We start from the raw sequence: 21191 nt of genomic DNA, 5'->3' as shown, positions 1-21191 counted from the left end.
CCATGACACTGAAGAACACTGTACCAGATATCGCCCAGTCCATTCACTATTTCGAAAGACCTGTTGATATAAATGGCAACGATCGCTACGTTGTGTGACCTGGGAGCGCTCGTAGAGCTCGATCCCGGTCTCGATCCTGGAGATCTGCCGACACGGCGGCTCTATGGAACTGTCGAATTTGTGGCGTGGTTGAATGATGTGCTGCCAGACCTGGTTGTTGAGGACGACCCACTAAGTGACGACTTAAGCCCCATGGAACAAGTAGCCGCCCTGTTCTCTGAGTATCTGCTCGGAGAGGCGTTCTCAACAGACCGCCGGTTCAAGAAGCTCAACTCTACTCCTCAGCATCATGTATGGGAATTGAAGACTCCAGATGTGAGGATCTTTGGTTGGGTTCCGGCCAAGGATTGCTTCATATGTTGTTTTGGTGACCTTAAGAATGATGTGGTTACGTTTAGCAGAGCCGGTTTGTACATTGCGCGAACAAAGTACGTGCGAGACAATCTTGATTTGGATGAACCTAAGTGTGTTGAAAGCCGGGAGTTCGAGAATGTCATATCAACTTAAGTTGAGTCGTAGGTCACTCAAGTCAGCCCGATTCATTTCGCGGCTGCACTCTACAATTCAGAAGGCGCTGATCGAATCCGGTAAGACCCAGCAACAGGTTGCTCATGAGCTTGGCGTAGATCGGTCAGTAGTGAATCGTAGGCTCAAGGGAAGCGCGAATCTGACAGCTCGCTCAATTTCCGATTTTGCCTATGTGCTTGGAAAGGAGGTAGAGATCAATTTTATTGACCCTGCTGCACCTAAGGGCACGAACTGGATAGTTACTGCAGGTGCAAATGGGCCGCTAGCATTGGAGGCACCACACAATCGACATGTAAACATTGTCGGGGCTACGCCAGCTGGAATTGAAAGCGCCGAGGCATGACAGACTTTGCATATGGAAACACAATCTTCTGCGACGACATTCGACATGAGATTGGCAGCAAACTGTCCCTTATGGGATGTTTCGGCGCGGAGCTAAGAGCCTTTGGTGAGGCTCCCGTTATGCTTTCCTCGTTTTGCGCATACGTCAGTGTTCGAGTGCCTCAATCAATCAAGTTCAATAATCTTAAGATTGTAATAATCGCTGACTTTAAGGACGGACCAAAGGAAGTCGCGAAGGCGGAAATGCCTTTGGATCCCGCACAGGTCAAGATTACTGATCCTGGTCAGATTTTTTCGGTTGATGTTCCTTTCAGGTTTGCTCCATTCATGATCGAAGGTGACGGTTTCATAAGAAGCCGCGCTTATCTTGATGACCTTGAAGTGAAGCTTGGCTCTCTACGAGTGGTCGTACTTGGGCTAGAGGACGTGCCGCCAGAGTTTGGCGCCATCAACCCTGTAAAGTCCTGACCCCATACCCCTCACCCCGCGCCTTCATCGCGGCCACGGCGGCCACTGACGCCGCAGCGGTCGTGAAATATGGGATCTTGTCCATCAGCGCGACACGGCGGATATCCCGGCTGTCGGACACCGCCTGCGTGCCCTCGGTCGTGTTCATCACCAGGGCGATCTCGTTGTTCTTCAGGCGGTCCACGATGTTCGGGCGGCCCTCATAGACCTTGGCGACCGGCTCGGCCGTCACTCCGTTCCGGGCCAGCCACGCGGCCGTGCCCTTGGTCGCGACGATCACGAAGCCCATCGCCACAAGGTCGCGGGCGGCGGCCGCGAGGGCCTCGGTCTTGTCCATGTCCTTGACCGACAGGAAGACGCGGCCCTCGGTGGGCAGGATCGTGCCGGCGCCCATCTGGGCCTTGAGGAAGGCGAGCGCGAAGGTGCGGTCCCAGCCCATCACTTCGCCGGTCGAGCGCATTTCCGGCCCAAGGACGGGGTCGACGCCGGGGAATCGGGCGAAGGGGAGGACGGCCTCCTTCACGCTGAACCAGGGGGTCTGCGGGTCGGCGAGGGTGAGGGGGTCGGCGAGCGGCAGCGGGCTGTCGGGGCCGACGCCCTCGGGGTAGGGGGCGCGCATCGGGAAGTTCGACAGCGGCTCGCCGGCCATCAGGCGGGCGGCGATACTGGCGATGGCAGAGTCGGTCGCCTTGGCGACGAAGGGCACGGTGCGGCTGGCGCGGGGGTTCACTTCCAGGACGTAGATCGTGCCGTCCTTGATCGCGAATTGCACGTTCATCAGGCCGACGACGTTGAGGGCAAGCGCCATCTGCACGGTCTGGTGTTTCAGTTCCTCGACGGTTTCCGGGGAGAGTTGATGCGGCGGCAGGCAGCAGGCCGAATCGCCGGAGTGGACGCCCGCTTCCTCGATATGTTCCATGATTCCAGCGACATGCACGGATTTACCGTCGCTTAACGCATCCACGTCAACCTCGACCGCACCGGAGAGGTATGAGTCGAGGAGGACAGGGGAGGCGCCGGAAACCTGGACGGCGGTGGTGATGTAGCGTTCCAGCTGGGCGTCGTCGCGGATGATCTCCATCGCGCGGCCGCCGAGGACGAAGGAGGGGCGGATGACAAGCGGGTAGCCGACCTGTTGCGCGACGGCGAAGGCTTCGTCACGGGAGCGGGCGGTGCCGTTCTGCGGCTGTTTCAGGCCGAGGTTGTGGAGGAGCTGCTGGAACCGCTCGCGGTCCTCGGCCAGGTCGATGGCGTCGGGCGTGGTGCCGAGGATCGGGATGCCCTCGGCGTGCAGCGCGTTGGCGAGTTTCAGCGGCGTCTGGCCGCCGAACTGGACGATGACGCCGTGGAGGGTGCCGTCATCCTGCTCGACGCGCAGGATTTCGAGGACGTGTTCGAGGGTCAGAGGTTCGAAATACAGGCGGTCGGAGGTGTCGTAGTCGGTCGACACGGTCTCGGGGTTGCAGTTGACCATGATCGTCTCGTAACCCGCGGCGGTCAGCGCGTAGCAGGCGTGGACGCAGCAATAGTCGAACTCGATCCCCTGGCCGATGCGGTTCGGGCCGCCGCCGAGGATGACGACCTTCTTTGCGCCGGTGGGGCGGGATTCGCATTCCACCTCGCCCATCGCGGGGGCTTCGTAGGTGGAATACATGTAGGGTGTCTGGGCCTCGAACTCGGCGGCGCAGGTGTCGATGCGCTTGAAGACGGCGGTGACGCCGAGGCGCTGGCGCGCGCGGCGGACCTGGGCCTCGTCGCGGCCGGTGAGTTTGGCGAGGCGGGCGTCGGTGAAGCCCATCATCTTCAGCTTGCGCAGGGCTTCGGCGGTGACGGGCAGACCGTCCTTGCGGATCTGCGCCTCGGTGTCGATGATTTCGCGGATGCGGGCGAGGAACCAGGGGTCGAAGGCGGTGACGGCCTGGATTTCGTCGTTCGAAAGCCCGTGACGCATGGCCTGGGCGATGACGCGAAGGCGGTCGGGGGTGGCCTGGCCGAGGGCCTTGACGATCGCCGCGCGAGAGGCGGCGTCGAGGTCCCGGGTCGAGCCCGGGACGGGTGTTCCCGGGACGCCCGGTATGGCGATCTCGTCAAAGCCGGAGAGGCCGGTCTCCAGGCTGGCCAGCGCCTTTTGCAGCGACTCGTGGATGGTGCGGCCGATGGCCATGGCCTCGCCCACGGACTTCATCGCGGTCGTCAGGTTGGGCTCGGCGCCGGGGAATTTCTCGAAGGCGAAGCGGGGGATCTTGGTGACGACGTAGTCGATCGAGGGCTCGAAGGAGGCCGGGGTGACCTTGGTGATGTCGTTGTCAAGCTCGTCCAGCGTGTAGCCGACCGCGAGCTTCGCGGCGATCTTGGCGATGGGGAAGCCCGTGGCCTTGGACGCCAGCGCCGAAGACCGCGACACGCGGGGGTTCATCTCGATCACCACCATGCGGCCGTCCTTCGGGTTGATCGCCCACTGGACGTTCGAGCCGCCGGTTTCCACCCCGATCTCGCGCAGCACGGCGATGCTGCCGTTGCGCATGATCTGGTATTCCTTGTCGGTCAGGGTCAGCGCAGGCGCGACGGTGATCGAGTCGCCGGTGTGGACGCCCATCGGATCGACGTTTTCGATGGAGCAGACGATGATGGCGTTGTCCTTGCTGTCGCGGACCACCTCCATCTCGTATTCCTTCCAGCCGAGAAGGGATTCATCGACCAGGACCTGGGCCACGGGTGAGGCCTCGAGGCCCGAGCGCACGATGGCCTCATAGTCGTCGCGGTTGTAGGCCACGCCGCCGCCGGTGCCGCCAAGCGTGAAGGCGGGGCGGATGATGGCGGGGAGGCCGACGTATTCGATGGCGGCCATGGCCTCGCGCACACCGGCGGCGATGTCGTATTTGCCGTCCGCCATCTTCGGCGCGGCGATGATCGTGGCCTTGGGGTTCTCCAGGCCGATCCGGTCCATCGCCTCGCGGAACAACTTGCGATCTTCTGCCATTTCTATGGCTTCGCGCTTGGCTCCGATCAGTTCGACATTGTACTTTTCCAACACCCCCATGTCGGCCAGCGCGAGCGAGGTGTTGAGGCCGGTCTGCCCGCCCATCGTCGGCAGAAGCGCGTCGGGGCGTTCCTTTTCGATGATCTTGGCGACGACCTCCGGCGTGATCGGCTCGATATAGGTGGCGTCGGCCAGACCCGGATCGGTCATGATCGTCGCGGGGTTGGAGTTCACGAGGATGACCCGGTAGCCTTCCTCGCGCAGCGCCTTGCAGGCCTGGGCGCCGGAGTAGTCGAACTCGCAGGCCTGGCCGATGACGATGGGACCCGCGCCGATGATCATGATCGACTTGATATCGGTCCGCTTCGGCATGACAGCCCCCATCCATGGCGCAAAATTGGGCGGGTTATAGACAGAAGCAACAGGGGCGCAAGGGGCAAACGGCGCAGTCGGGCGGGACAAAATCCTTCGAAGGATTTTGCAAATCTTTTCGAAAAGATTTGCCGCGCGCCGCAGGGATCGGGGTCGCAAAGTCGGTGGGGTGCGTCGGGAAAGCCACTGGCGCGAAGCGCGCGATCGGCCTATCTCGGACGTCTGACGATGGGGGCGCGGGTGATCCTACTTGAACACGGGCCAGGCGGGACACCGGCGCTGTTCGACGCGCCGCGCGCGGTCATTGCCGCCATGCGCCCGGCGGAGGTCGTCCCCGCGCTGGCCCGGGCCGAGGCGCTGCGGCGGGCAGGGGCCTGGCTTGCGGGCTATGTCGCCTATGAGGCGGGCTATGCCTTCGAGCCCCGCCTGCGGCACCTGATGCCCCGCAGGCGGCCCGGCCCCCTGGTCGCCTTCGGGGTCCATGACGCCCCTCGACCGGCCGGGGCGGCCTTGGCAGAAGCCGCCGCTGCGGGGGCCGGGACGCGGATGACGGCGCCGGAGCCGCTGGTCGGCCGCCGGGCCTATGGCACTGCGGCGCGCAAGGTGTTCGACTATATCGCGGCAGGCGACTGCTATCAGATCAACCTGACCTTTCCGATGCGGGCGCGGCTGGTCTCGGGCTCTGCGCTGGGGCTGTACGGCGCGTTCCGCCGCACCGGGCCGGTGGGGCATGGCGCCTATGTCGATCTGGGGGTTGGGCCGGTGGTGGTGTCACGCTCGCCCGAGCTGTTCTTTCGGGTCGAGGGCGGGAAGATCGTCACCCGCCCGATGAAGGGCACGCGGCCAAGGGGCAGGGACGCGACCGAGGATGCGGCGATCGTCGCCGAGTTGCAGGGGGCCGAAAAGGACCGGGCCGAGAACCTGATGATCGTGGACCTTCTGCGCAACGACATCTCGCGGCTGTCGCGGGTGGGGACGGTGAAGGTGCCGGCTCTGTTTGCGATCGAGAGCTATTCCACGGTGCATCAGATGACCTCGACGGTCGAGGGCGTGCTGGAGGGCGCGCCGAGCCTGCCGGGGCTGATGGCGGCGCTGTTTCCCTGCGGATCGGTGACGGGGGCGCCGAAGATCCGCGCGATGGAGATCATCCGCGAAGTGGAGCCCCATGCGCGCGGGGTCTACTGCGGCGCGGTGGGGTGGATGTCGCCCGAGGGAGACGCCGATTTCAGCGTGGCGATCCGGACGCTGTCGGTGTCGGGCGACCGGATCGTGATGAACGTGGGCGGGGGGCTGACGCATGGGTCCACCGTTGCGGGCGAATGGGAGGAGGCGCTGTGGAAGGCGCGCTTCGTGAAGGCGGCCGAGAGCCGGGACTGAGGCTGATCGAGACGATGCTCTGGGACGGGGCGGCGGTTCCGCGCTGGCGGTTGCATCTGGACCGGCTCAGGCGGTCGGCGGAGTGGCTTGGCTGGGCCTGTCCCGAGGTTGCGCCCTCCGGCCCCGACCACCCGGCCCGGCTGCGGCTGACGCTGGACCGCGCGGGCGGCGTGGAGTGGACCGTGTCGCCTTTGCCGCCGGCAAAGGCAACATGGCGGGTCGCGCTGGCCGGGGACAGGCTCGACAGCGCGGACCCCTGGCTGCGGGTGAAATCCACCCGGCGGGCGGCCTACGACCGGGCGCGCGCCGCCCTGGCGCCGGAGCTGGACGAGGTTCTGTTCGTGAACGAGCGCGGCGAGGTCTGCGACGGGTCGATCACCACGGTCTTCTTCGACCGGGGCGAGGGCATGCGCACGCCGCCTTTGTCCTGCGGGCTGTTGCCGGGCGTGCTGCGGGCGGAGATCGGCTGCCCGGAAGAGGTGCTGATGGCCGAGGACCTGCCCGGGGTGCGGCTTTGGGTGGGCAATGCGCTGCGCGGGCTGATCCCGGCGCTCTGGGTGGGCTGAGCGCCGGGGGCCAGCCCCCGGACCCCCGGGATATTTTCGGGACAGATGAAAGGGCAGGGATTTCATCTGTCTGGAAATATCCCCGCCGGAGGCATCCGACCGCGGTCGGGGGCGCGAGGGCTTGACTTGGGCGGGCGCGCGGGGTGTATCGGCGCGATGGAATTTCAGGCCCCCTGGAAGGGAATGACGATGCACGCCTATCGCAGCCATACCTGTGCCGCGCTGAACAAGGCCCATGTGGGCGAAACGGTCCGCCTGTCGGGCTGGGTGCACCGCGTGCGGGACCATGGCGGGGTGCTGTTCATCGACCTGCGCGACCATTACGGGATCACCCAGATCCTTTGCGACGGCGACAGCCCGGCCTTTGACGCGCTAGAGAAGGTGCGCGCCGAATGGGTGATCCGGGTCGATGGCCGGGTGAAGGCGCGGGATGCCGCACTGGTCAATCCGAAGATCCCCACGGGCGAGATCGAGGTTTACGCGACAGAGGTCGAGGTGCTGGGCGCGGCGGAGGAGCTGCCGCTGCCGGTCTTCGGTGACACCGAATACCCCGAGGAGACGCGGCTGACCTACCGTTTCCTCGACCTGCGCCGCGAGACGATGCACCAGAACATGATGCTGCGTTCGAACGTGGTGCGCTGGCTGCGCAACGCGATGTGGGATCAGGGGTTCACCGAGTTCCAGACGCCGATCATCACGGCGTCCAGCCCCGAAGGCGCGCGGGACTTCCTGGTGCCGTCGCGCCTGCATCCGGGCAAGTTCTACGCCCTGCCGCAGGCGCCGCAGCAGTTCAAGCAGCTGATCCAGGTCGCGGGCTTCGACCGCTATTTCCAGATCGCCCCCTGTTTCCGCGACGAGGACCCGCGGGCGGACCGTTCCCCGACCGACTTCTACCAGCTGGACATCGAGATGTCCTTTGTCACGCAGGAGGACGTGTTCGCCGCCGTCCAGCCGGTGTTGCAGGGGCTGTTCGAGATCTTCGGCAAGGGTCGGAAGGTGTATTCGGACTGGCCGCGCATCGCCTACCGGGACGCGCTGAAATGGTATGGCAGCGACAAGCCCGACCTGCGCAACCCGATCAGGATGCAGGACGTGAGCGAGCATTTCCGGGGTTCGGGCTTCGCGATCTTCGCCAAACTGCTGGAGCAGGAGGGCAACGAGGTCCGCGCCATTCCGGCGCCCAAGGGGCCGTCGGGCGAGCCGGTGGGCCGCAAGTTCTGCGACCGGATGAATGCCTTTGCGCAACAGCAGGGGCTTCCCGGCATGGGCTACATCTTCTGGCGCGAGGTCGAGGACGGCTCGGGGATGGAGGCCGCGGGGCCCTTGGCCAAGAACATCGGGCCGGAGCGGACCGAGGCGATCCGGCTGCAACTGGGCCTGGAAAAGGGCGACGCCGCCTTCTTCCTGGGCGGCAAGCCGGAGGCCTTCGAGGGCATCGCGGGCAAGGCGCGGAACGTGATCGGCGAGGAGCTGGGGCTGACCGAGAAGGACTGCTTCCGCTTTGCCTGGATCGTCGATTTCCCGATGTACGAAAGGACCGACGAGGGCAAGATCGACTTCTCCCACAACCCGTTCTCGATGCCGCAGGGGGGGCTTGAGGCGCTGAACGGCGACCCGCTGAAGGTGCTGGCCTATCAGTATGACCTGGCCTGCAACGGCTATGAGGTGATCTCGGGCGGCATCCGCAACCACAAGCCGGAGATCATGTACAAGGCCTTCGAACTGGCGGGCTATCCGGCGTCGGAGGTGGACAAGCGGTTCGGCGGCATGGTCAAGGCGTTCAAATACGGCGCGCCGCCGCACGGGGGCTGCGCGGCGGGGATCGACCGGCTGGTGATGCTGCTGGCCGATACCCAGAACATCCGCGAGGTCATCATGTTCCCGATGAACCAGCGCGCCGAGGATCTTCTGATGGGCGCGCCCAGCGAGCCGACCTTGCAGCAGTTGCGCGAATTGCACCTGCGCGTGGTGCCGAAGGACAGCTGATGTATCAGGCCTCCGTCCCCGTCTTCCGCCACTACCTGTCGCGCGTCAGCGACATCGTGGCGGTCGCGGGGCCGGATGCGCTGGACGCCCGGATCGCCGATGCCTTCCCCGCCCGCCAGCAGTTCGCCACTGCGGCGGGTTTTGCCTTGCGCATCGCCTGCCCCCTGGCCGGGCGCGAGGTGCCGGACCTGCCGCAGGGCCTCGGGCCGCGCCTGGCCGTTGCCCGGGCTCTTCTGGGGTCGATGACGCCCGCCGACTTCGAAGGCGCCGAGACCCGGGTGATCCGCCACCGCGCGGGCCTTGCCGATCTGGAGCAGTCGGGCAGCAAGTTCCTCTATCTCTTCGGCCTGCCGAATTTCTTCTTTCACCTGACCATGCGCTATGCCGCCCTGCGCGCCGCCGGAGTGCCGCTGGGCAAGGCGGATTTCGACGGCTTCCACGCCTATCCCGCCGATTTCCGGTTCTGACCCCGCCTTGCGCCCGAAGGACCGGGGGCCTAGCCTGACCTAAGGGCAGGGGAGGGCATGATGGGGGAGGCAAGGCTGGGAGAGGTGGTTGCCGGCTGGACCCCGCCACCGCGCCCGGACCGCGCGGCGATGACGGGGCGCTTCGTCCGGCTGGAGCCGCTGGAGGCCGACCGGCATGCCTTTGAATTGCACGACGCCTTTCAGGGGCACGACGCGCTTTGGGACTACATGCCCTATGGCCCCTTCGCCTCGGGCTCGGCCTATCACCGCTGGGCGCGCGAACGCGAGGGCGGCGAGGACCCCCGGTTCTTCGTGATGCGCGACCTGGGCAGCGGGACATGCGGCGGCATCGCCAGCTACCTGCGCATCGCGCCCGAAGTCGGGTCGATCGAGGTCGGGCATATCTGCATCTCGCCGTCGATGCAGCGCGGGGCGGCGGCGACCGAGGCGATGTTCCTGATGATGCGCTGGGCCTTCGAGGCGGGCTACCGGCGCTATGAATGGAAATGCAATGCGCTGAACCTGGCCTCGCGCCGGGCGGCGCAGCGGCTGGGGTTCAGCTTCGAAGGGGTGTTCCGCCAGCACATGATCGTCAAGGGCCGCAACCGCGACACCGCCTGGTTCAGCGTGATCGACAGCGAATGGCCGGCCTTGGCCGAGGCCTTCACCTTCTGGCTGTCGCCGGCCAATTTCGACGCGCAGGGCCGCCAGCGCGAGCGCCTGTCGGACCTGACCCGGCTGGTGCGGAGCGGGTCCGATCCGGCGCTTGAGGGCTGAAGCGAAGGCCAGCGCTCAGGCCAGCGCTCAGGCCAGCGCGCGGAGCCGGTTCAGCCGGTCCTCGATCATCCGGGCGACGCGGGCGCGGTCGAAGGGGGTGCCGCTGTCGCGGACCGCAGCCTCGAGCGAAGCATCGCCCGAGGCGCGCGCCAGGCTTTGCACGAAGCCGCGCGCATAGGCGGGATCGCCGGGGGCAAGGATCAGCCTGGCGGCCCGGGCCAGATCGTCGCGCAGCGCCATCGGATCGCCGGCGGGAACGGGCACCTCCTCTCCCTTCGCCACCGGGCCGATGCCGGTGGTCAGCTGCCGAATCAGCCGCACCAGACCGGCGACCGAACCCAATGGCTTTTCCAGGAAGGCTGCCGCCCCGGCATCAAGCGCCGGATCCCGGCCCGCCGGATCGCCCGAGATCCCGAGCACGGCAAAGCCCATCTGCGACAGTTCGGCGATCAGATCCTCACCCCGGCCATCGGGAAGCCCAAGGTCGATGATCGCCAGGTCGGGCCGGTAGCAGTTCAGATGAAGGCGGGCGATTTCAAGGCTTTCCGCCCGTCGCAGCCTGGCCCCGGCGCGGTGCAGGATCAGCCGCAGGGCATCGCAGGTGAAGCGGCTGTCATCGACCAGCAGCAGCGTCAGGCCCTGCAAGGGCAGCGGATCGGCCCCGGCGGGCGGGACAGGCAGGGACGGATCGGGGCGAAACGGCATGGTGTACCTCCAGACTTCCGGGGCGAGTGTCGTCAGCGCCGGTAAAGCGGCGGTTAACGCCCCTGCGACCATCGCGCTGCTTGCAGGTCCGGGCCCGGCGCCGCATAACCCGGGTCGAGAGCCAAGCGAGGACCCCATGATCGGACGCCTGAACCACGTCGCCATCGCCGTTCCCGACCTTCAGGCTGCGGCCGAGCAATACCGGTCAACGCTGGGCGCGAAGGTCGGGCCCCCGCAGGACGAGCCCGACCACGGCGTGACGGTGGTCTTCATCGACCTGCCGAACACCAAGATCGAGCTGCTGCATCCGCTGGGCGAGGCATCCCCCATCGCGGGGTTCCTGGAGAAGAACCCGTCCGGGGGCATCCACCACATCTGCTATGAGGTCGACGACATCCTTGCCGCGCGGGATCACCTGAAAGCCTCGGGCGCGCGGGTGCTGGGGTCGGGAGAGCCGAAGATCGGCGCGCATGGCAAGCCGGTGCTGTTCCTGCATCCCAAGGATTTCAACGGCTGTCTGGTCGAGCTGGAACAGGCATGAGCATCACGGGCGCCATCGTCCTTTACGCCGTGACCTGGTTCATGACGCTGTTCTGCGTGCTGCCCTACCGCACCCGGTCGCAGGACGAGGCCGATCACATCGTGCCCGGCACGCCTCCCGGGGCGCCGGCGGACGAGGTGATGCAGCGCAAGGCCTGGGTGACGACGCTGATTGCAACCCCGATCTGGGCGCTGATCGCGGGGATCATCCTGTCGGGCTGGATCACGGTCGAGGACCTGGACTGGTTCGGTCGGATGAAGCCCTGACGGTGCGGCCGGGGCAAAATCCTTCGAAGGATTTTGCAAGACTTTTCGAAAAGTCTTGCGCCCGGTCCTAGCGTCCGGCGCTGGCCAGCTGGTGGTAGAGATGGGTGAAGGTCGCCACGCCCAGCACCGGGATCACCAGGTTCACCAGCGGGATCGACAGCGGCGCGGCCATCAGCGTTCCGGCGGCCCAGAGCGTCCAGCGGTTGCGGCGGCGCATGAGCCTCGCTTCTCCCGGCGGGAGCCGTCGCAGCGCGACCAGGCTGAAATATTCCCGGCCCAGTAGGAAACCGTTGATCGCCCAGAAGACCAGGGGGATGCCCGGCCCGACGAAGGGATAAAGGAACAGCGCACCGACGTTCACCGCGATGACGAGGCCGAGGAAGTTGACCGACTGGCGCAGGCCCTCGGCCAGCGTAAGCGGCGTTGCCGGGGGCAGGCCGGGATAGTGCCGGTCCTCGACCGCATCGGCCACGTCTTCCAGGAAGAACCCGGTGAAGGCCGCAGCGACGGGCACCATCAGGAAGACCGAGAGCCCCAGCATCAGCAACAGCGAAGCCCAGCCGAGGAAGGTCTCGATCCCCGAGATGGGGCCGATCACCGGCAGGTCCACCTGATCGGGTGACAGCCACCAGATCAGTTGCAGGAACAGGATGTAGGCGGCGAACAGCAGCGCCAGGGCCAGCAGCACACCCAGACCCACCACGCGGCGGAAGCGGCGGTCGCCCAGCTGGCCGAGGGCGGCGAAGAAGGCGGTGAAGATCACGCCTCGACCCAGGTCACGATGCGGGCGAGGTCGGGGCGGGGGCGGTCGGGGCCGTCCTCGGGCGGGGTGGCGATGTGGACGATCCCGGCCACCGTTTCCTCAGCAGAGCAGCCGAAGGCGCGGGCGGCGAAGCTTACGTCATGCGCGGGCCAGCCGGTCAGCCAGCAGGCGCCCCAGCCTGCGGCCTCGGCGGCGTTCACGATGCCGAAGCAGAGGGCGGCCGCCGAGGCCTGCTGTTCGGCAACCGGGATCTTGGGCGAGGGTCTGGGCGAGGCGATCACCACCACGGCAAGCTTGCCCAGATCATACTGCCCGCGCCCCTTGGCGATCATCTCGGCATCCCCGCCCAGTTCCCGCGCCCGCGCCTCGGCCAGATCGGCCAGCCGGGCGAAGGCCGCGCCCTGCACCACGATCAGCCGCCAGGGCTCCAGCTTGCCGTGGTCCGGCACGCGGGTCGCGGCGGTGAGGATTTCCTCCAGTTCCGGCCGGGTGGGGACAGGAAAGGAGAAGAGCTTGGCCGGGCGCGAGCGGCGGGTTTTCAGGAAGGCGAGGGCGGCATCGTTGCGGGCGGGCATGGGGGTCCTTCGGGTCGTGGTCGGTGGGCAGTCTAGGGCCGCTGAGCGGCAACCGCCAGTGCGGGCGCCAGTGCGGGCGGGTGGGCCGGGCACCGGAGTTCGCACGAACTCCGGACCGATTTCCGTCGGGAAATCGGGGCGATCACAGGCCGTGGCCCTGTGCCATCTCCTCGATCCAGCCGGCCACGAAGGCGTCGAACCGGGCGTCGGGCTGGCGGCAGGCAAGCGTCGCGGCCAGAGGGTCGGGGGCCGAGACCGGGGCGGCGGACAGTTCCTCCAGCACGGCATGGCCGCAGAAGGGGACATAGACCTCGGAATAGCCGCCCTCGTGCACCAGCGTCAGGCGGCCGTCGCACAAGGCATCGGCGGCCTGCATCATCTGGCGGGTCATCGCGCGGAAGGTTTCGGCAGTGCAGAGCATCCGGCCCAGGGGATCGACGGCGGCGGCGTCGAAGCCGCAAGCGACCACAATCGCCTCGGGCTTGAAGCTGTGAAGCGCGGGCAGCACCACCCTTTCCATCGCGTGCAGATAGGTCGCATGGCCGCAGCCGGGGGGCAGGGGCAGGTTGAGGTTCGAGCCGGGAGCCTCCGGCCCGCCCGTCGCCTCGACCCCGCCGGTGTCCAGCGGATAGTTGCGGTCCTGATGCAGGCTGATCGTCAGCACATCGGGATCGTTCCAGAAGATCGCCTCGGTCCCGTTGCCGTGGTGCACGTCCCAGTCCACCACCGCCACGCTGCGCAGCAGACCCTCGGCCCGGGCCGCGCGGATCGCCACGGCGATGTTGTTCAAGAGGCAGAAGCCGTTCGGGAAATCGGCGGTGCAATGGTGGCCCGGCGGGCGCGACAGTGCGTAGGCGTTGCGGACCGCACCCGTCAGCACCGCCCGCAGGGCCGCTTTGGCCAGACCGGCGGACAGCGCCGCGATCTCGTAGCCGCCCGCGCCGAAGGGGGTGCGCAGGCCCAACTCGCCCCCGCCCGCGTCCGAGGCGGCCTTGAAGGCGGCAAGGTAGCTGTGGGGGTGAACGCGCAGAAGGTCCTCGCGCGTCGCCGCTGCGGCGCTATGCATCGACAGGTGGCGGGTCAGTCCCGTCACCTCGATCAGGTTGCGCAGGCGCCGTTTGGTTTCCGGGTTTTCGGGCAGGCCGCCCGGCATCGGCTGCACAAGGCCCGCGACCGGCAGGGTGAAGGCGTAATTGCCGCCGCCGTGCCAGAAGCACAGTTCGTCGGAAAAGAAGGCGGTGGTCATGGCGGGTCTCCGTTTCGGGGAAGCCTACTCAGCCGGTGCAGGATTGGCCAGCGGCGGGCGACAGTGCCGGGCCGCACGGGCCTCTCACGATCATTTGTGCCGAGTTGGCTTTTGCCATTTGTGCCCGGCGGGATAGTTCGCTTTACTGGTGGGGACGTCACCCCGAAGGGAGCATGAGGCATGGCCGACACCAAGGCGCTGGTCGCGGAAATCGAAGCGCTTGGCGCGACGCTGGGGCAGGCGAAAGCCTCGATCAACCGGCGCTTCATCGGGCAGGAGAAGGTGGTGGACCTGGTCCTTGCCTCGATGCTCTGCGGGGGACATGCGCTGCTGGTCGGCCTGCCGGGCCTGGGCAAGACGCGGCTGGTGGATACCTTGGGCACGGTGATGGGGCTGAAGGCCAACCGCATCCAGTTCACCCCCGACCTGATGCCCGCCGACATCCTGGGGTCGGAAGTGCTGGAGACCGCCGCCGACGGCAGCCGCGCCTTCCGGTTCGTGGAAGGCCCGATCTTCTGCCAGCTTCTGATGGCGGACGAGATCAACCGGGCCTCGCCCCGCACGCAGTCGGCCCTGTTGCAGGCGATGCAGGAGAAAGAGGTCACCATCGCGGGCCAACATCGGCCGCTGGGCAAGCCGTTCCATGTGCTGGCCACCCAGAACCCGATCGAGCAGGAGGGCACCTATCCCCTGCCCGAGGCGCAGCTTGACCGCTTCCTCGTGCAGGTCGATGTGGAATACCCCACGCGCCAGACCGAACGCGACATCCTGATCGCCACCACTGGCGCCGAAGAGGCCGAGGCGCATCAGGTCTTCACCGCCGAGGACCTGATCCGCGCGCAGGGCGTGCTGCGGCAGATGCCGGTGGGCGATCAGGTGGTCGAGGCGATTCTTGATCTGGTCCGCGCCTGCCGTCCGGGGGAACCCGAGGGGCGCGATCTGGCCGACAGCCTGTCCTGGGGTCCGGGGCCGCGCGCGGCTCAGGCCTTGATGCTTATGGTCCGGGCGCGCGCGCTGCTGGACGGCCGCCTTGCGCCTTCGGTTGCGGATGTGGCGGACCTGGCGCAGGCGGTGCTGATCCACCGCATGGCGCTGTCCTTCGCTGCCCGTGCGCGGGGCGAGACGCTGGCGGGCATCATCGCGCGCGTCACGGGGCGCGTCCTGCGGCTTGAGGCGGCGGCGTGACCATAGCCCCCGACCTGCGGTCCCGCGCCGAGGCGCTGGGGCAGACCCTGCCGCCCTTGCTGGCCGAGGCAGAGATGCTGGCCTCGACGGTGATGATGGGCGAGCATGGCCGCCGCCGGGCGGGGCTGGGGGATGAGTTCTGGCAGTACCGGCCTGCGCATGAGGGCGATTCGGCGCGGATGATCGACTGGCGGCGGTCGGCCCGGTCGGATGCGCATTTCGTGCGCGAACGGGAATGGCAGGCGGCGCAATCGGTGACGATCTGGGTGGACCCGGCGAAGTCGATGAGCTTCTCCGGCGAAAGGTCCCGCGTGCCGAAGGCGGACCGGGCGCGGCTTCTGGGGCTGGCGCTGGCGGTCCTGCTGCTGCGCGGCGGGGAACGGGTGGGGCTGGCAGGCCTGGCCTCCCCTCGCGTGGGGCGGGCGCAACTGCTCAGGCTGGCGGCGCGGTTGGCCGACGGCGCGGCGGATCAGGATTACGGCGCGCCGGAAACCGAAGGCATGGTCAGCCATGGCCGGGCGGTGTTCCTGTCGGATTTCCTGGGCGATCTCGGCGGCATCGAGGCGGGGCTCGCGCGGGCCGCCGACCGGGGGGTGAAGGGCGTGCTGATCCAGGTGCTGGACCCGGCCGAGGAGGAGTTTCCCTTCGACGGCCGCACGATCTTTGAATCCATGGGCGGCACGATGCGGCATGAAACCCAGCAGGCGGGCGAGTTGCGCGCGCGGTATCTGGCAAGGCTGGCGGAACGGAAGGACCGGCTGGCGCAGTTGGCCCGCGCGGTGGGCTGGCATTTCACCACGCATCACACGGGGGCACCGGCGCAGTCGGCGCTGCTTTGGGCCTATCTGGCGCTGAAGGGGGGGCGGTAGATGTTCACGCTCGGCCCTCTCGGCTTTGCCGCCCCCTGGCTTCTGGTGGCGCTGGTGGCGCTGCCGATCCTGTGGCTGCTTCTGCGCGCCGTGCCGCCCGCGCCGATCCGGCGACGGTTTCCCGGCGTGGCGCTGCTTCTGGGCCTGAAGGACGAAGAGGCCGAGACGGACAAGACGCCCTGGTGGCTGCTTCTGTTGCGGACGCTGGCCATCGGCGCGCTGATCCTTGGCTTTGCCGGGCCGGTCCTGAACCCCGAGGAGCGCGGGGCGGGCTCTGGCCCCTTGCTGATCGCGGTCGATGGCGGCTGGGCCGATGCCCGCGACTGGCCCGAACGGCAGGCGCGCATCGAGGCGCTGGTCGAGGAAGCCGGCGCGCGGGGCCGCCCCGTGGCGCTGGTCCGGCTGAGCGACAGGCCGGAACAGGTGGCCTTCCAGACCGCCGAGGCCTGGGCCGGCCGCGCGGCGGGGCTGCGCCCGCAGGCCTGGGCGCCGGGCGATTTCTCAGCCTGGGCGGCCGCGCTGCCCGAAGGCCGGTTCGAGACGGTCTGGCTGTCCGACGGCCTGGCGCATCCCGGCCGCGCGGCCCTGGTCGAGGCCCTGCGGGCGCGGGGCGATCTGCGGGTGATCGAGACCGCCCGGCCGGTCATCGCGCTGCATCCGGCGATCCATGCCGAGGGACAGGTGTCGGTCGCGGCCTCGCGCGTGCCGGCGGGGGCGCCGGTCACGGTCGATGTGCTGGCGCAGGGGCCGGACCCCTCGGGCGTCGAACGCGACCTGGGGCGGGTGACGCTGGCCTTCGCGGCGGGTGCGAACCGGGCCGAGGCGGCCATCGACCTGCCGCCGGAACTGCGCAACCGGATCACCCGCTTCGTGCTGGAAGGCGCCCGGACCGCCGGATCGGTCAGCCTGGCCGATGACAGCCTGAAGCGGCGCAAGGTGGCCCTGGTGCGCAGCGGCGCGGATCAGGAGACCTTGCAGCTTCTGTCGCCGATGCACTACCTGCGCCAGGCGCTGGCCCCGACTGCCGACCTGATCGAGGCAAGCCTTGCCGATTCGCTGCTGGCCAGCCCGGATGTGGTGATCCTGGCCGATGTGGCCGAGATTTCCGGGCAGGAGCGGACGGCGCTGACCGAATGGGTGCAGAAGGGGGGGCTTCTCTTGCGCTTTGCCGGGCCGGTCCTGGCGGCCAGCGATGTCAGCCGCATCGAGGAGGACCCGCTCTTGCCCGTCCGCCTGCGCCAGGGTGGCCGCACGGTCGGGGGCGCGATGAGCTGGGGGGAGCCCAAGGCGCTGGCGCCGTTCCCGGAGGGCTCTCCGTTCTTCGGGCTGGTGCCTCCGGCCGATGTGGTGGTGCGTCAGCAGGTGCTGGCCCAGCCCGACCCGGACCTGGCCGAACGCACCATTGCCGCGCTGGAGGACGGGACGCCCCTGATGACCCGCAAGGTCATGGGGGCGGGGCAGGTGGTGCTGGTCCATGTGACCGCGAATGCCGAATGGTCCTCGCTGCCCCTGTCGGGCCTGTTCGTGCAGATGCTGGAGCGGCTTGCGGTCTCGACCCGGCCCGCAGCACCCGAGGCGGGCGATCTTGCCGGCCAGATCTGGGCGCCCGAGGTGGTGCTGGATGCCTGGGGCCAGACGGCGGAAGCCGGAGAGCTGCCGGGGGTGGAGGGCGAGGTTCTGGCCCGGGCGATCGCCGAGGGGCCGACCCCCGCCACGCCGCCCGGGCTTTATGCCGGGGCCGACCGGCGGGTGGCGCTGAACGTGATCGGGGCCGGGACGGTTCTGGAACCCGCCGTCTGGCCTGCCGGCGTGCCGGTGGACCGGCTGGAGGCCCGCGCGGCCCGCCCGCTGAAGGGAGAGCTTCTGACCCTGGCGACGGTCTTGCTGCTGCTGGACGTGCTTGCCGCGCTGTGGCTGGCCGGGCGACTGCGCGGGCTGTCGCGCGGGGCGACGGCGGTCCTGGCGCTGGCGCTGGTCGCAGGCGCCCCGCAGGGCCTGCGGGCGCAGGAGGCAGCCGGGGCGCCCGCCGCCGATCCGGGGGCCGAGGAATTCGCGCTGAAGGCGACCGGCGCGGTCGTGCTGGCCTATGTGCTGACCGGGGACCGCAAGGTGGACGAGATGTCGCGGGCGGGGCTTCTGGGCCTGTCCGACAAGCTGTGGCAGCGCACCTCGATCGAGCCGACGATGCCGATGGGGGTGAACATCGAAACCGACGAACTGGCCTTCTTCCCCTTCCTCTACTGGCCGGTGGTGGCCGGGGCGGCGCAGCCTTCGGAGGCGGCCTATGCCAAGCTGAACCAGTATCTGCGCACCGGCGGCATGATCCTGTTCGACACCCGCGATGCCGATCTGGCCGGCTTCGGCGGCGGCACCACGCCCGAGGGCCAGGCCTTGCAGGTGATCGCCGCGGGCCTGGACATCCCGCCGCTGGAGCCGATGCCGCCCGACCATGTGCTGACGCGCACCTTCTACCTGTTGCAGGACTTTCCCGGCCGGCATCAGGGGGGGCAGGTCTGGGTCGAGGCTTCTCCGGACGCGGCGGCTCAGGCGGCCGAGGGGATGCCGTTCCGCAACCTCAACGACGGGGTGACGCCGGTGGTGATCGGCGGGGCGGACTGGGCCTCGGCCTGGGCCACCGATGACATCGGCATGCCGCTGGTGCAGATCGGCCGCGGCTTCGCGGGCGAACAGCAGCGCGAGATTTCCTACCGTTTCGGGATCAACCTCATCATGCATGTGCTGACCGGCAACTACAAATCCGACCAGGTGCATGTGCCGGCGCTGCTGGAAAGGCTGGGGCAATGAGCGCGAGCCTGGTCTTCGCGCCGCTGGTGCCCTGGGCGCTGCTGTATGTGCTGGCGGGGCTGGCCCTGGCGCTGGTCGCCTTCGCGCTGTGGCGGGGCCTGTCGGGCTGGTGGCTGCGGGGGCTTGCCCTTGGCGCGCTGGTGGCCGCGCTGGCCAATCCCGCGCTTCAGGAGGAAGAGCGGCAGAGCCTTTCGGACATCGTGATCGTGGTCGTGGACGAAAGCGCAAGCCAGGGCCTGTCCGACCGCCGCGCCCAGACCGAGGCCGCGCTGGCTGCCGTCCAGGCCGAGGTCGCGGCCCTGCCGAACACCGAGCTGCGCATCCGCCGGGTCGGCGACGGGGCCGAGGATGCCGGCAGTCTGGTGCTGACCGCCTTGTCCGAGGCGCTGGCCGAGGAACCCCGCGCCCGCGTCGCCGGGGCGATCCTGATCACCGACGGGCGGGTGCATGATGCAGGCGTGGTGCCGAACCTGCCCGCGCCGCTGCATGTGCTGCTGACGGGACGCGCGGCCGACTGGGACCGCCGGATCGTGATCAGGAACGCCCCCGCCTTCGCCATCATCGGCGAGGAGGTCAAGCTGGAGCTGAAGGTCGAGGACGTGGGCGCCCCGCCCGCGCCGGGCGGCGAGGTGGATCTGACCATCGCCATCGACACCGAGGCGCCTGCGACCTACACGGTGCCGCTGAACACCGATCTGGAACTGCCGGTGACGCTGCCGCATGGCGGGGCCAATGTGCTGCAATTCAGCGTCGCCCCGGTCGCGGGCGAGATCACCGACCGCAACAATGCCGCCGCCGTGCAGATCAACGGGGTGCGCGACCGGCTGCGGGTGCTGCTGATCTCGGGCGAGCCGCATGCGGGCGAAAGGGTCTGGCGCAACCTGCTGAAATCCGACGCGGCGGTGGATCTGGTGCATTTCACCATCCTGCGTCCGCCGGAAAAGCAGGACGGGGTGCCGGTGGACGAGCTGAGCCTCATCGCCTTCCCCACGCGCGAGCTGTTCGTCGAGAAGATCGAGGAGTTCGACCTCATCATCTTCGACCGCTACCGGATGCGGGGCATCCTGCCGATGTCCTACATCGACAACATCGTGTCCTATGTCCGGGGCGGCGGCACGGTGCTGGTCGCGGCCGGGCCCGAGTTCGGCGCGGTGGACAGCCTCTACCGCTCGCCCCTGGCGGAAATCCTGCCGGTCGCGCCCACGGCCCAGGTGATCGAGGGCGGTTTCCGCCCGGCGCTGACCGATCTGGGACGGCGCCATCCGGTCACCGAAGGGCTGGAGAAGGAGGCCCCCGCGGGCGGCTGGGGCCGCTGGTTCCGGCAGATCGAGGTGCGCCAGCTGGCCGGTCAGGTGCTGATGTCGGGCCCGCGCGACCTGCCGCTTCTGGTGCTGAACCGGGTCGGTCAGGGCCGGGTCGCGGTGCTGGCCTCGGACCAGGCCTGGCTCTGGGGCCGGGGCTACGAGGGCGGCGGGCCGCAACTGGAACTGTTGCGCCGGCTGGCGCACTGGATGCTGAAGGAGCCGGAACTGGAGGAAGAGACCCTGACGGCCGAGGTCCGGGGCGAGGTGCTGACCATCACCCGCCGGACCCTGGACGAGGCGGACCCCGGGCCGGTCACGATCACCGGGCCGGACGGGGCCACGGTCGATCTGCCGATGCCCATGGCCGCGCCGGGGCGCTATGAGACCGTCTGGCAGGCGCCGGCGCTGGGGCTGTACCGGCTGGAACAGGGCGAGCTGACCCGGGTCATCGCCGTCGGCCCCGCCGCCCCGCGCGAGTTTGCCGAGACCATCGCCTCGGGCGCGGCGCTGCAACCCCTGGCCGAGGCGACGCGCGGCGGGGTGACGCGGCTTGAGCCGGGCAATCCCGACATCCGCAGCGTGGCCGAGGGGCGCGTCGCGATCGGCCGCGGCTGGATCGGCATCACCCCGCGCGCGGCCTATCTGACCGCCTCGGTCAACGTGGTGCCCGTTCTGCCCGCCTGGGCCTGGCTTGTGATCGCCGCCGGGCTGGCCGTGGTTGCCTGGCTGATCGAAGGCCGCAAGGGCGCAAGGGCGGCCTGAGCGGGGGCTCGTCCCTCCCTTGCGGTCGGTCCTCGCCGGGGCCGGGCGAAGCGCGACCGAAAGCGAGCGATGAGCCTTTCGTGACGGGTCCGGCCCTGGCCGGAACGCCCGACCGGCCATCCTGTCCGCAGGTGAGCGCGGCGGATTTCGGGATGACGGATGTCGATATGGTGGTGCGCGGTGCCGGCTGCGCCGGTCCGGCGGTGGCGAAACGCCGGCGCGCGGGGGTCGGACGAGGCGTTGGCAG

General features: G+C 68.3%; 19 protein-coding genes. 14 read left to right on the top strand and 5 right to left on the bottom strand.

All coding sequences use genetic code 11. The features are described from left to right. The first annotated feature begins 72 nt into the window (after positions 1-72). The 3 genes from G8O29_RS01195 to G8O29_RS01185 are packed head-to-tail and all read left to right on the top strand — an operon-like array spanning position 73 to position 1398. On the top strand, positions 73-567 hold the full coding sequence (locus G8O29_RS01195) for a hypothetical protein (protein WP_166401401.1): 495 nt from the start codon (positions 73-75) through the stop codon (positions 565-567). Further along, positions 515-931: a helix-turn-helix domain-containing protein gene (locus G8O29_RS18760; protein ID WP_367890112.1), complete on the top strand. Its 417-nt coding sequence runs from the start codon at positions 515-517 to the stop codon at positions 929-931. Before G8O29_RS01195 ends, G8O29_RS18760 begins: the two co-directional genes overlap by 53 nt. After that, on the top strand, positions 928-1398 hold the full coding sequence (locus G8O29_RS01185) for a hypothetical protein (protein WP_166401399.1): 471 nt from the start codon (positions 928-930) through the stop codon (positions 1396-1398). The genes G8O29_RS18760 and G8O29_RS01185 overlap by 4 nt, the downstream gene beginning before the upstream one ends. On the opposite strand, the gene carB is transcribed toward G8O29_RS01185, so the two are convergent. Then, positions 1379-4750 (bottom strand): carbamoyl-phosphate synthase large subunit, encoded by a 3372-nt coding sequence (carB, locus tag G8O29_RS01180; RefSeq protein WP_166401398.1) that lies wholly within the window; start codon positions 4748-4750, stop codon positions 1379-1381. The two genes, G8O29_RS01185 and carB, sit on opposite strands and share 20 nt — an antisense overlap. A gap of 240 nt (positions 4751-4990) precedes the next feature. On the opposite strand from carB, the gene G8O29_RS01175 reads away from it, so the two are divergent. The 5 genes from G8O29_RS01175 (at position 4991) to G8O29_RS01155 (ending at position 9923) form a co-directional block, all read left to right on the top strand. Next, positions 4991-6127, top strand: a complete 1137-nt coding sequence (locus tag G8O29_RS01175; protein WP_166401397.1) for an aminodeoxychorismate synthase component I — start codon at positions 4991-4993, stop codon at positions 6125-6127. Continuing rightward, complete coding sequence (locus G8O29_RS01170; RefSeq protein WP_437440788.1) at positions 6085-6693, top strand: aminotransferase class IV family protein; 609 nt, start codon at positions 6085-6087, stop codon at positions 6691-6693. Before G8O29_RS01175 ends, G8O29_RS01170 begins: the two co-directional genes overlap by 43 nt. A 189-nt stretch (positions 6694-6882) precedes the next feature. Beyond that, entirely contained in the window at positions 6883-8679 is a 1797-nt protein-coding gene (gene aspS / locus G8O29_RS01165) for an aspartate--tRNA ligase (RefSeq protein WP_166401641.1), read from the top strand. After that, on the top strand, positions 8679-9146 hold the full coding sequence (locus tag G8O29_RS01160; RefSeq protein ID WP_166401396.1) for a DUF1993 family protein: 468 nt from the start codon (positions 8679-8681) through the stop codon (positions 9144-9146). Before aspS ends, G8O29_RS01160 begins: the two co-directional genes overlap by 1 nt. A gap of 57 nt (positions 9147-9203) precedes the next feature. Then, positions 9204-9923 (top strand): GNAT family N-acetyltransferase, encoded by a 720-nt coding sequence (locus G8O29_RS01155; protein WP_166401395.1) that lies wholly within the window; start codon positions 9204-9206, stop codon positions 9921-9923. Positions 9924-9950: 27 nt separating this feature from the next. On the opposite strand, the gene G8O29_RS01150 is transcribed toward G8O29_RS01155, so the two are convergent. Next, entirely contained in the window at positions 9951-10628 is a 678-nt protein-coding gene (locus G8O29_RS01150) for a response regulator (protein ID WP_166401394.1), read from the bottom strand. 136 nt (positions 10629-10764) lie between these two features. On the opposite strand from G8O29_RS01150, the gene mce reads away from it, so the two are divergent. Together mce and G8O29_RS01140 are read left to right on the top strand one after the other, a co-directional pair. Further along, on the top strand, positions 10765-11169 hold the full coding sequence (gene mce, locus G8O29_RS01145; protein ID WP_166401393.1) for a methylmalonyl-CoA epimerase: 405 nt from the start codon (positions 10765-10767) through the stop codon (positions 11167-11169). Further along, entirely contained in the window at positions 11166-11435 is a 270-nt protein-coding gene (locus G8O29_RS01140) for a DUF1467 family protein (protein ID WP_166401392.1), read from the top strand. The genes mce and G8O29_RS01140 overlap by 4 nt, the downstream gene beginning before the upstream one ends. Positions 11436-11502: 67 nt before the next feature. Here the strand turns inward: G8O29_RS01140 and G8O29_RS01135 are convergent, their stop codons facing one another. The 3 genes from G8O29_RS01135 to G8O29_RS01125 all read right to left on the bottom strand — a co-directional run bounded on the left by G8O29_RS01135 (position 11503) and on the right by G8O29_RS01125 (position 14019). Next, positions 11503-12195 carry an EI24 domain-containing protein gene (locus G8O29_RS01135; protein WP_437440791.1) on the bottom strand — a complete coding sequence of 231 codons (693 nt, stop codon included), beginning with the start codon at positions 12193-12195 and terminating at the stop codon, positions 11503-11505. Continuing rightward, on the bottom strand, positions 12195-12773 hold the full coding sequence (locus G8O29_RS01130; RefSeq protein ID WP_166401390.1) for a nitroreductase family protein: 579 nt from the start codon (positions 12771-12773) through the stop codon (positions 12195-12197). The genes G8O29_RS01135 and G8O29_RS01130 overlap by 1 nt, the downstream gene beginning before the upstream one ends. 142 nt (positions 12774-12915) lie before the next feature. Then, complete coding sequence (locus G8O29_RS01125; RefSeq protein WP_166401389.1) at positions 12916-14019, bottom strand: class II histone deacetylase; 1104 nt, start codon at positions 14017-14019, stop codon at positions 12916-12918. A gap of 180 nt (positions 14020-14199) precedes the next feature. On the opposite strand from G8O29_RS01125, the gene G8O29_RS01120 reads away from it, so the two are divergent. From G8O29_RS01120 to G8O29_RS01105, 4 genes are read left to right on the top strand one after another with little or no spacing between them, the layout of a single operon-like run. Next, a complete protein-coding gene (locus G8O29_RS01120; RefSeq protein WP_166401388.1) occupies positions 14200-15204 on the top strand; it encodes an AAA family ATPase in 1005 nt (334 codons plus the stop codon). After that, positions 15201-16073 carry a DUF58 domain-containing protein gene (locus tag G8O29_RS01115; protein ID WP_367890111.1) on the top strand — a complete coding sequence of 291 codons (873 nt, stop codon included), beginning with the start codon at positions 15201-15203 and terminating at the stop codon, positions 16071-16073. Before G8O29_RS01120 ends, G8O29_RS01115 begins: the two co-directional genes overlap by 4 nt. After that, positions 16074-18878, top strand: a complete 2805-nt coding sequence (locus G8O29_RS01110; RefSeq protein WP_166401387.1) for a DUF4159 domain-containing protein — start codon at positions 16074-16076, stop codon at positions 18876-18878. It begins immediately after the preceding gene. Next, the gene (locus G8O29_RS01105; RefSeq protein ID WP_166401386.1) at positions 18875-20944 is read left to right on the top strand and encodes a hypothetical protein; all 2070 of its coding nucleotides are present in this window, start codon (positions 18875-18877) and stop codon (positions 20942-20944) included. The genes G8O29_RS01110 and G8O29_RS01105 overlap by 4 nt, the downstream gene beginning before the upstream one ends. Positions 20945-21191 lie beyond the last annotated feature (247 nt).

The sequence above is a fragment of the Rhodobacter calidifons genome, from assembly GCF_011174775.1.
Lineage (GTDB): Bacteria > Pseudomonadota > Alphaproteobacteria > Rhodobacterales > Rhodobacteraceae > Tabrizicola > Tabrizicola calidifons.
The sequence above is the reverse complement of the archived record's forward strand: the minus strand, read 5'-3'. Positions and strand labels throughout refer to the sequence as shown.

Bases quoted from the DNA above. Each gene is read 5' to 3' on its own strand.
- G8O29_RS01160 (WP_166401396.1), top strand. From the start codon at position 8,679: ATGTATCAGGCCTCCGTCCCCGTCTTCCGCCACTACCTGTCGCGCGTC.
- G8O29_RS01125 (WP_166401389.1), bottom strand. From the start codon at position 14,019: ATGACCACCGCCTTCTTTTCCGACGAACTGTGCTTCTGGCACGGCGGC.
- G8O29_RS01120 (WP_166401388.1), top strand. From the start codon at position 14,200: ATGGCCGACACCAAGGCGCTGGTCGCGGAAATCGAAGCGCTTGGCGCG.
- carB (WP_166401398.1), bottom strand. From the start codon at position 4,750: ATGCCGAAGCGGACCGATATCAAGTCGATCATGATCATCGGCGCGGGT.
- G8O29_RS01155 (WP_166401395.1), top strand. From the start codon at position 9,204: ATGATGGGGGAGGCAAGGCTGGGAGAGGTGGTTGCCGGCTGGACCCCG.
- aspS (WP_166401641.1), top strand. From the start codon at position 6,883: ATGCACGCCTATCGCAGCCATACCTGTGCCGCGCTGAACAAGGCCCAT.
- mce (WP_166401393.1), top strand. From the start codon at position 10,765: ATGATCGGACGCCTGAACCACGTCGCCATCGCCGTTCCCGACCTTCAG.
- G8O29_RS01195 (WP_166401401.1), top strand. From the start codon at position 73: ATGGCAACGATCGCTACGTTGTGTGACCTGGGAGCGCTCGTAGAGCTC.
- G8O29_RS18760 (WP_367890112.1), top strand. From the start codon at position 515: ATGAACCTAAGTGTGTTGAAAGCCGGGAGTTCGAGAATGTCATATCAA.
- G8O29_RS01110 (WP_166401387.1), top strand. From the start codon at position 16,074: ATGTTCACGCTCGGCCCTCTCGGCTTTGCCGCCCCCTGGCTTCTGGTG.
- G8O29_RS01105 (WP_166401386.1), top strand. From the start codon at position 18,875: ATGAGCGCGAGCCTGGTCTTCGCGCCGCTGGTGCCCTGGGCGCTGCTG.
- G8O29_RS01150 (WP_166401394.1), bottom strand. From the start codon at position 10,628: ATGCCGTTTCGCCCCGATCCGTCCCTGCCTGTCCCGCCCGCCGGGGCC.
- G8O29_RS01140 (WP_166401392.1), top strand. From the start codon at position 11,166: ATGAGCATCACGGGCGCCATCGTCCTTTACGCCGTGACCTGGTTCATG.
- G8O29_RS01130 (WP_166401390.1), bottom strand. From the start codon at position 12,773: ATGCCCGCCCGCAACGATGCCGCCCTCGCCTTCCTGAAAACCCGCCGC.
- G8O29_RS01185 (WP_166401399.1), top strand. From the start codon at position 928: ATGACAGACTTTGCATATGGAAACACAATCTTCTGCGACGACATTCGA.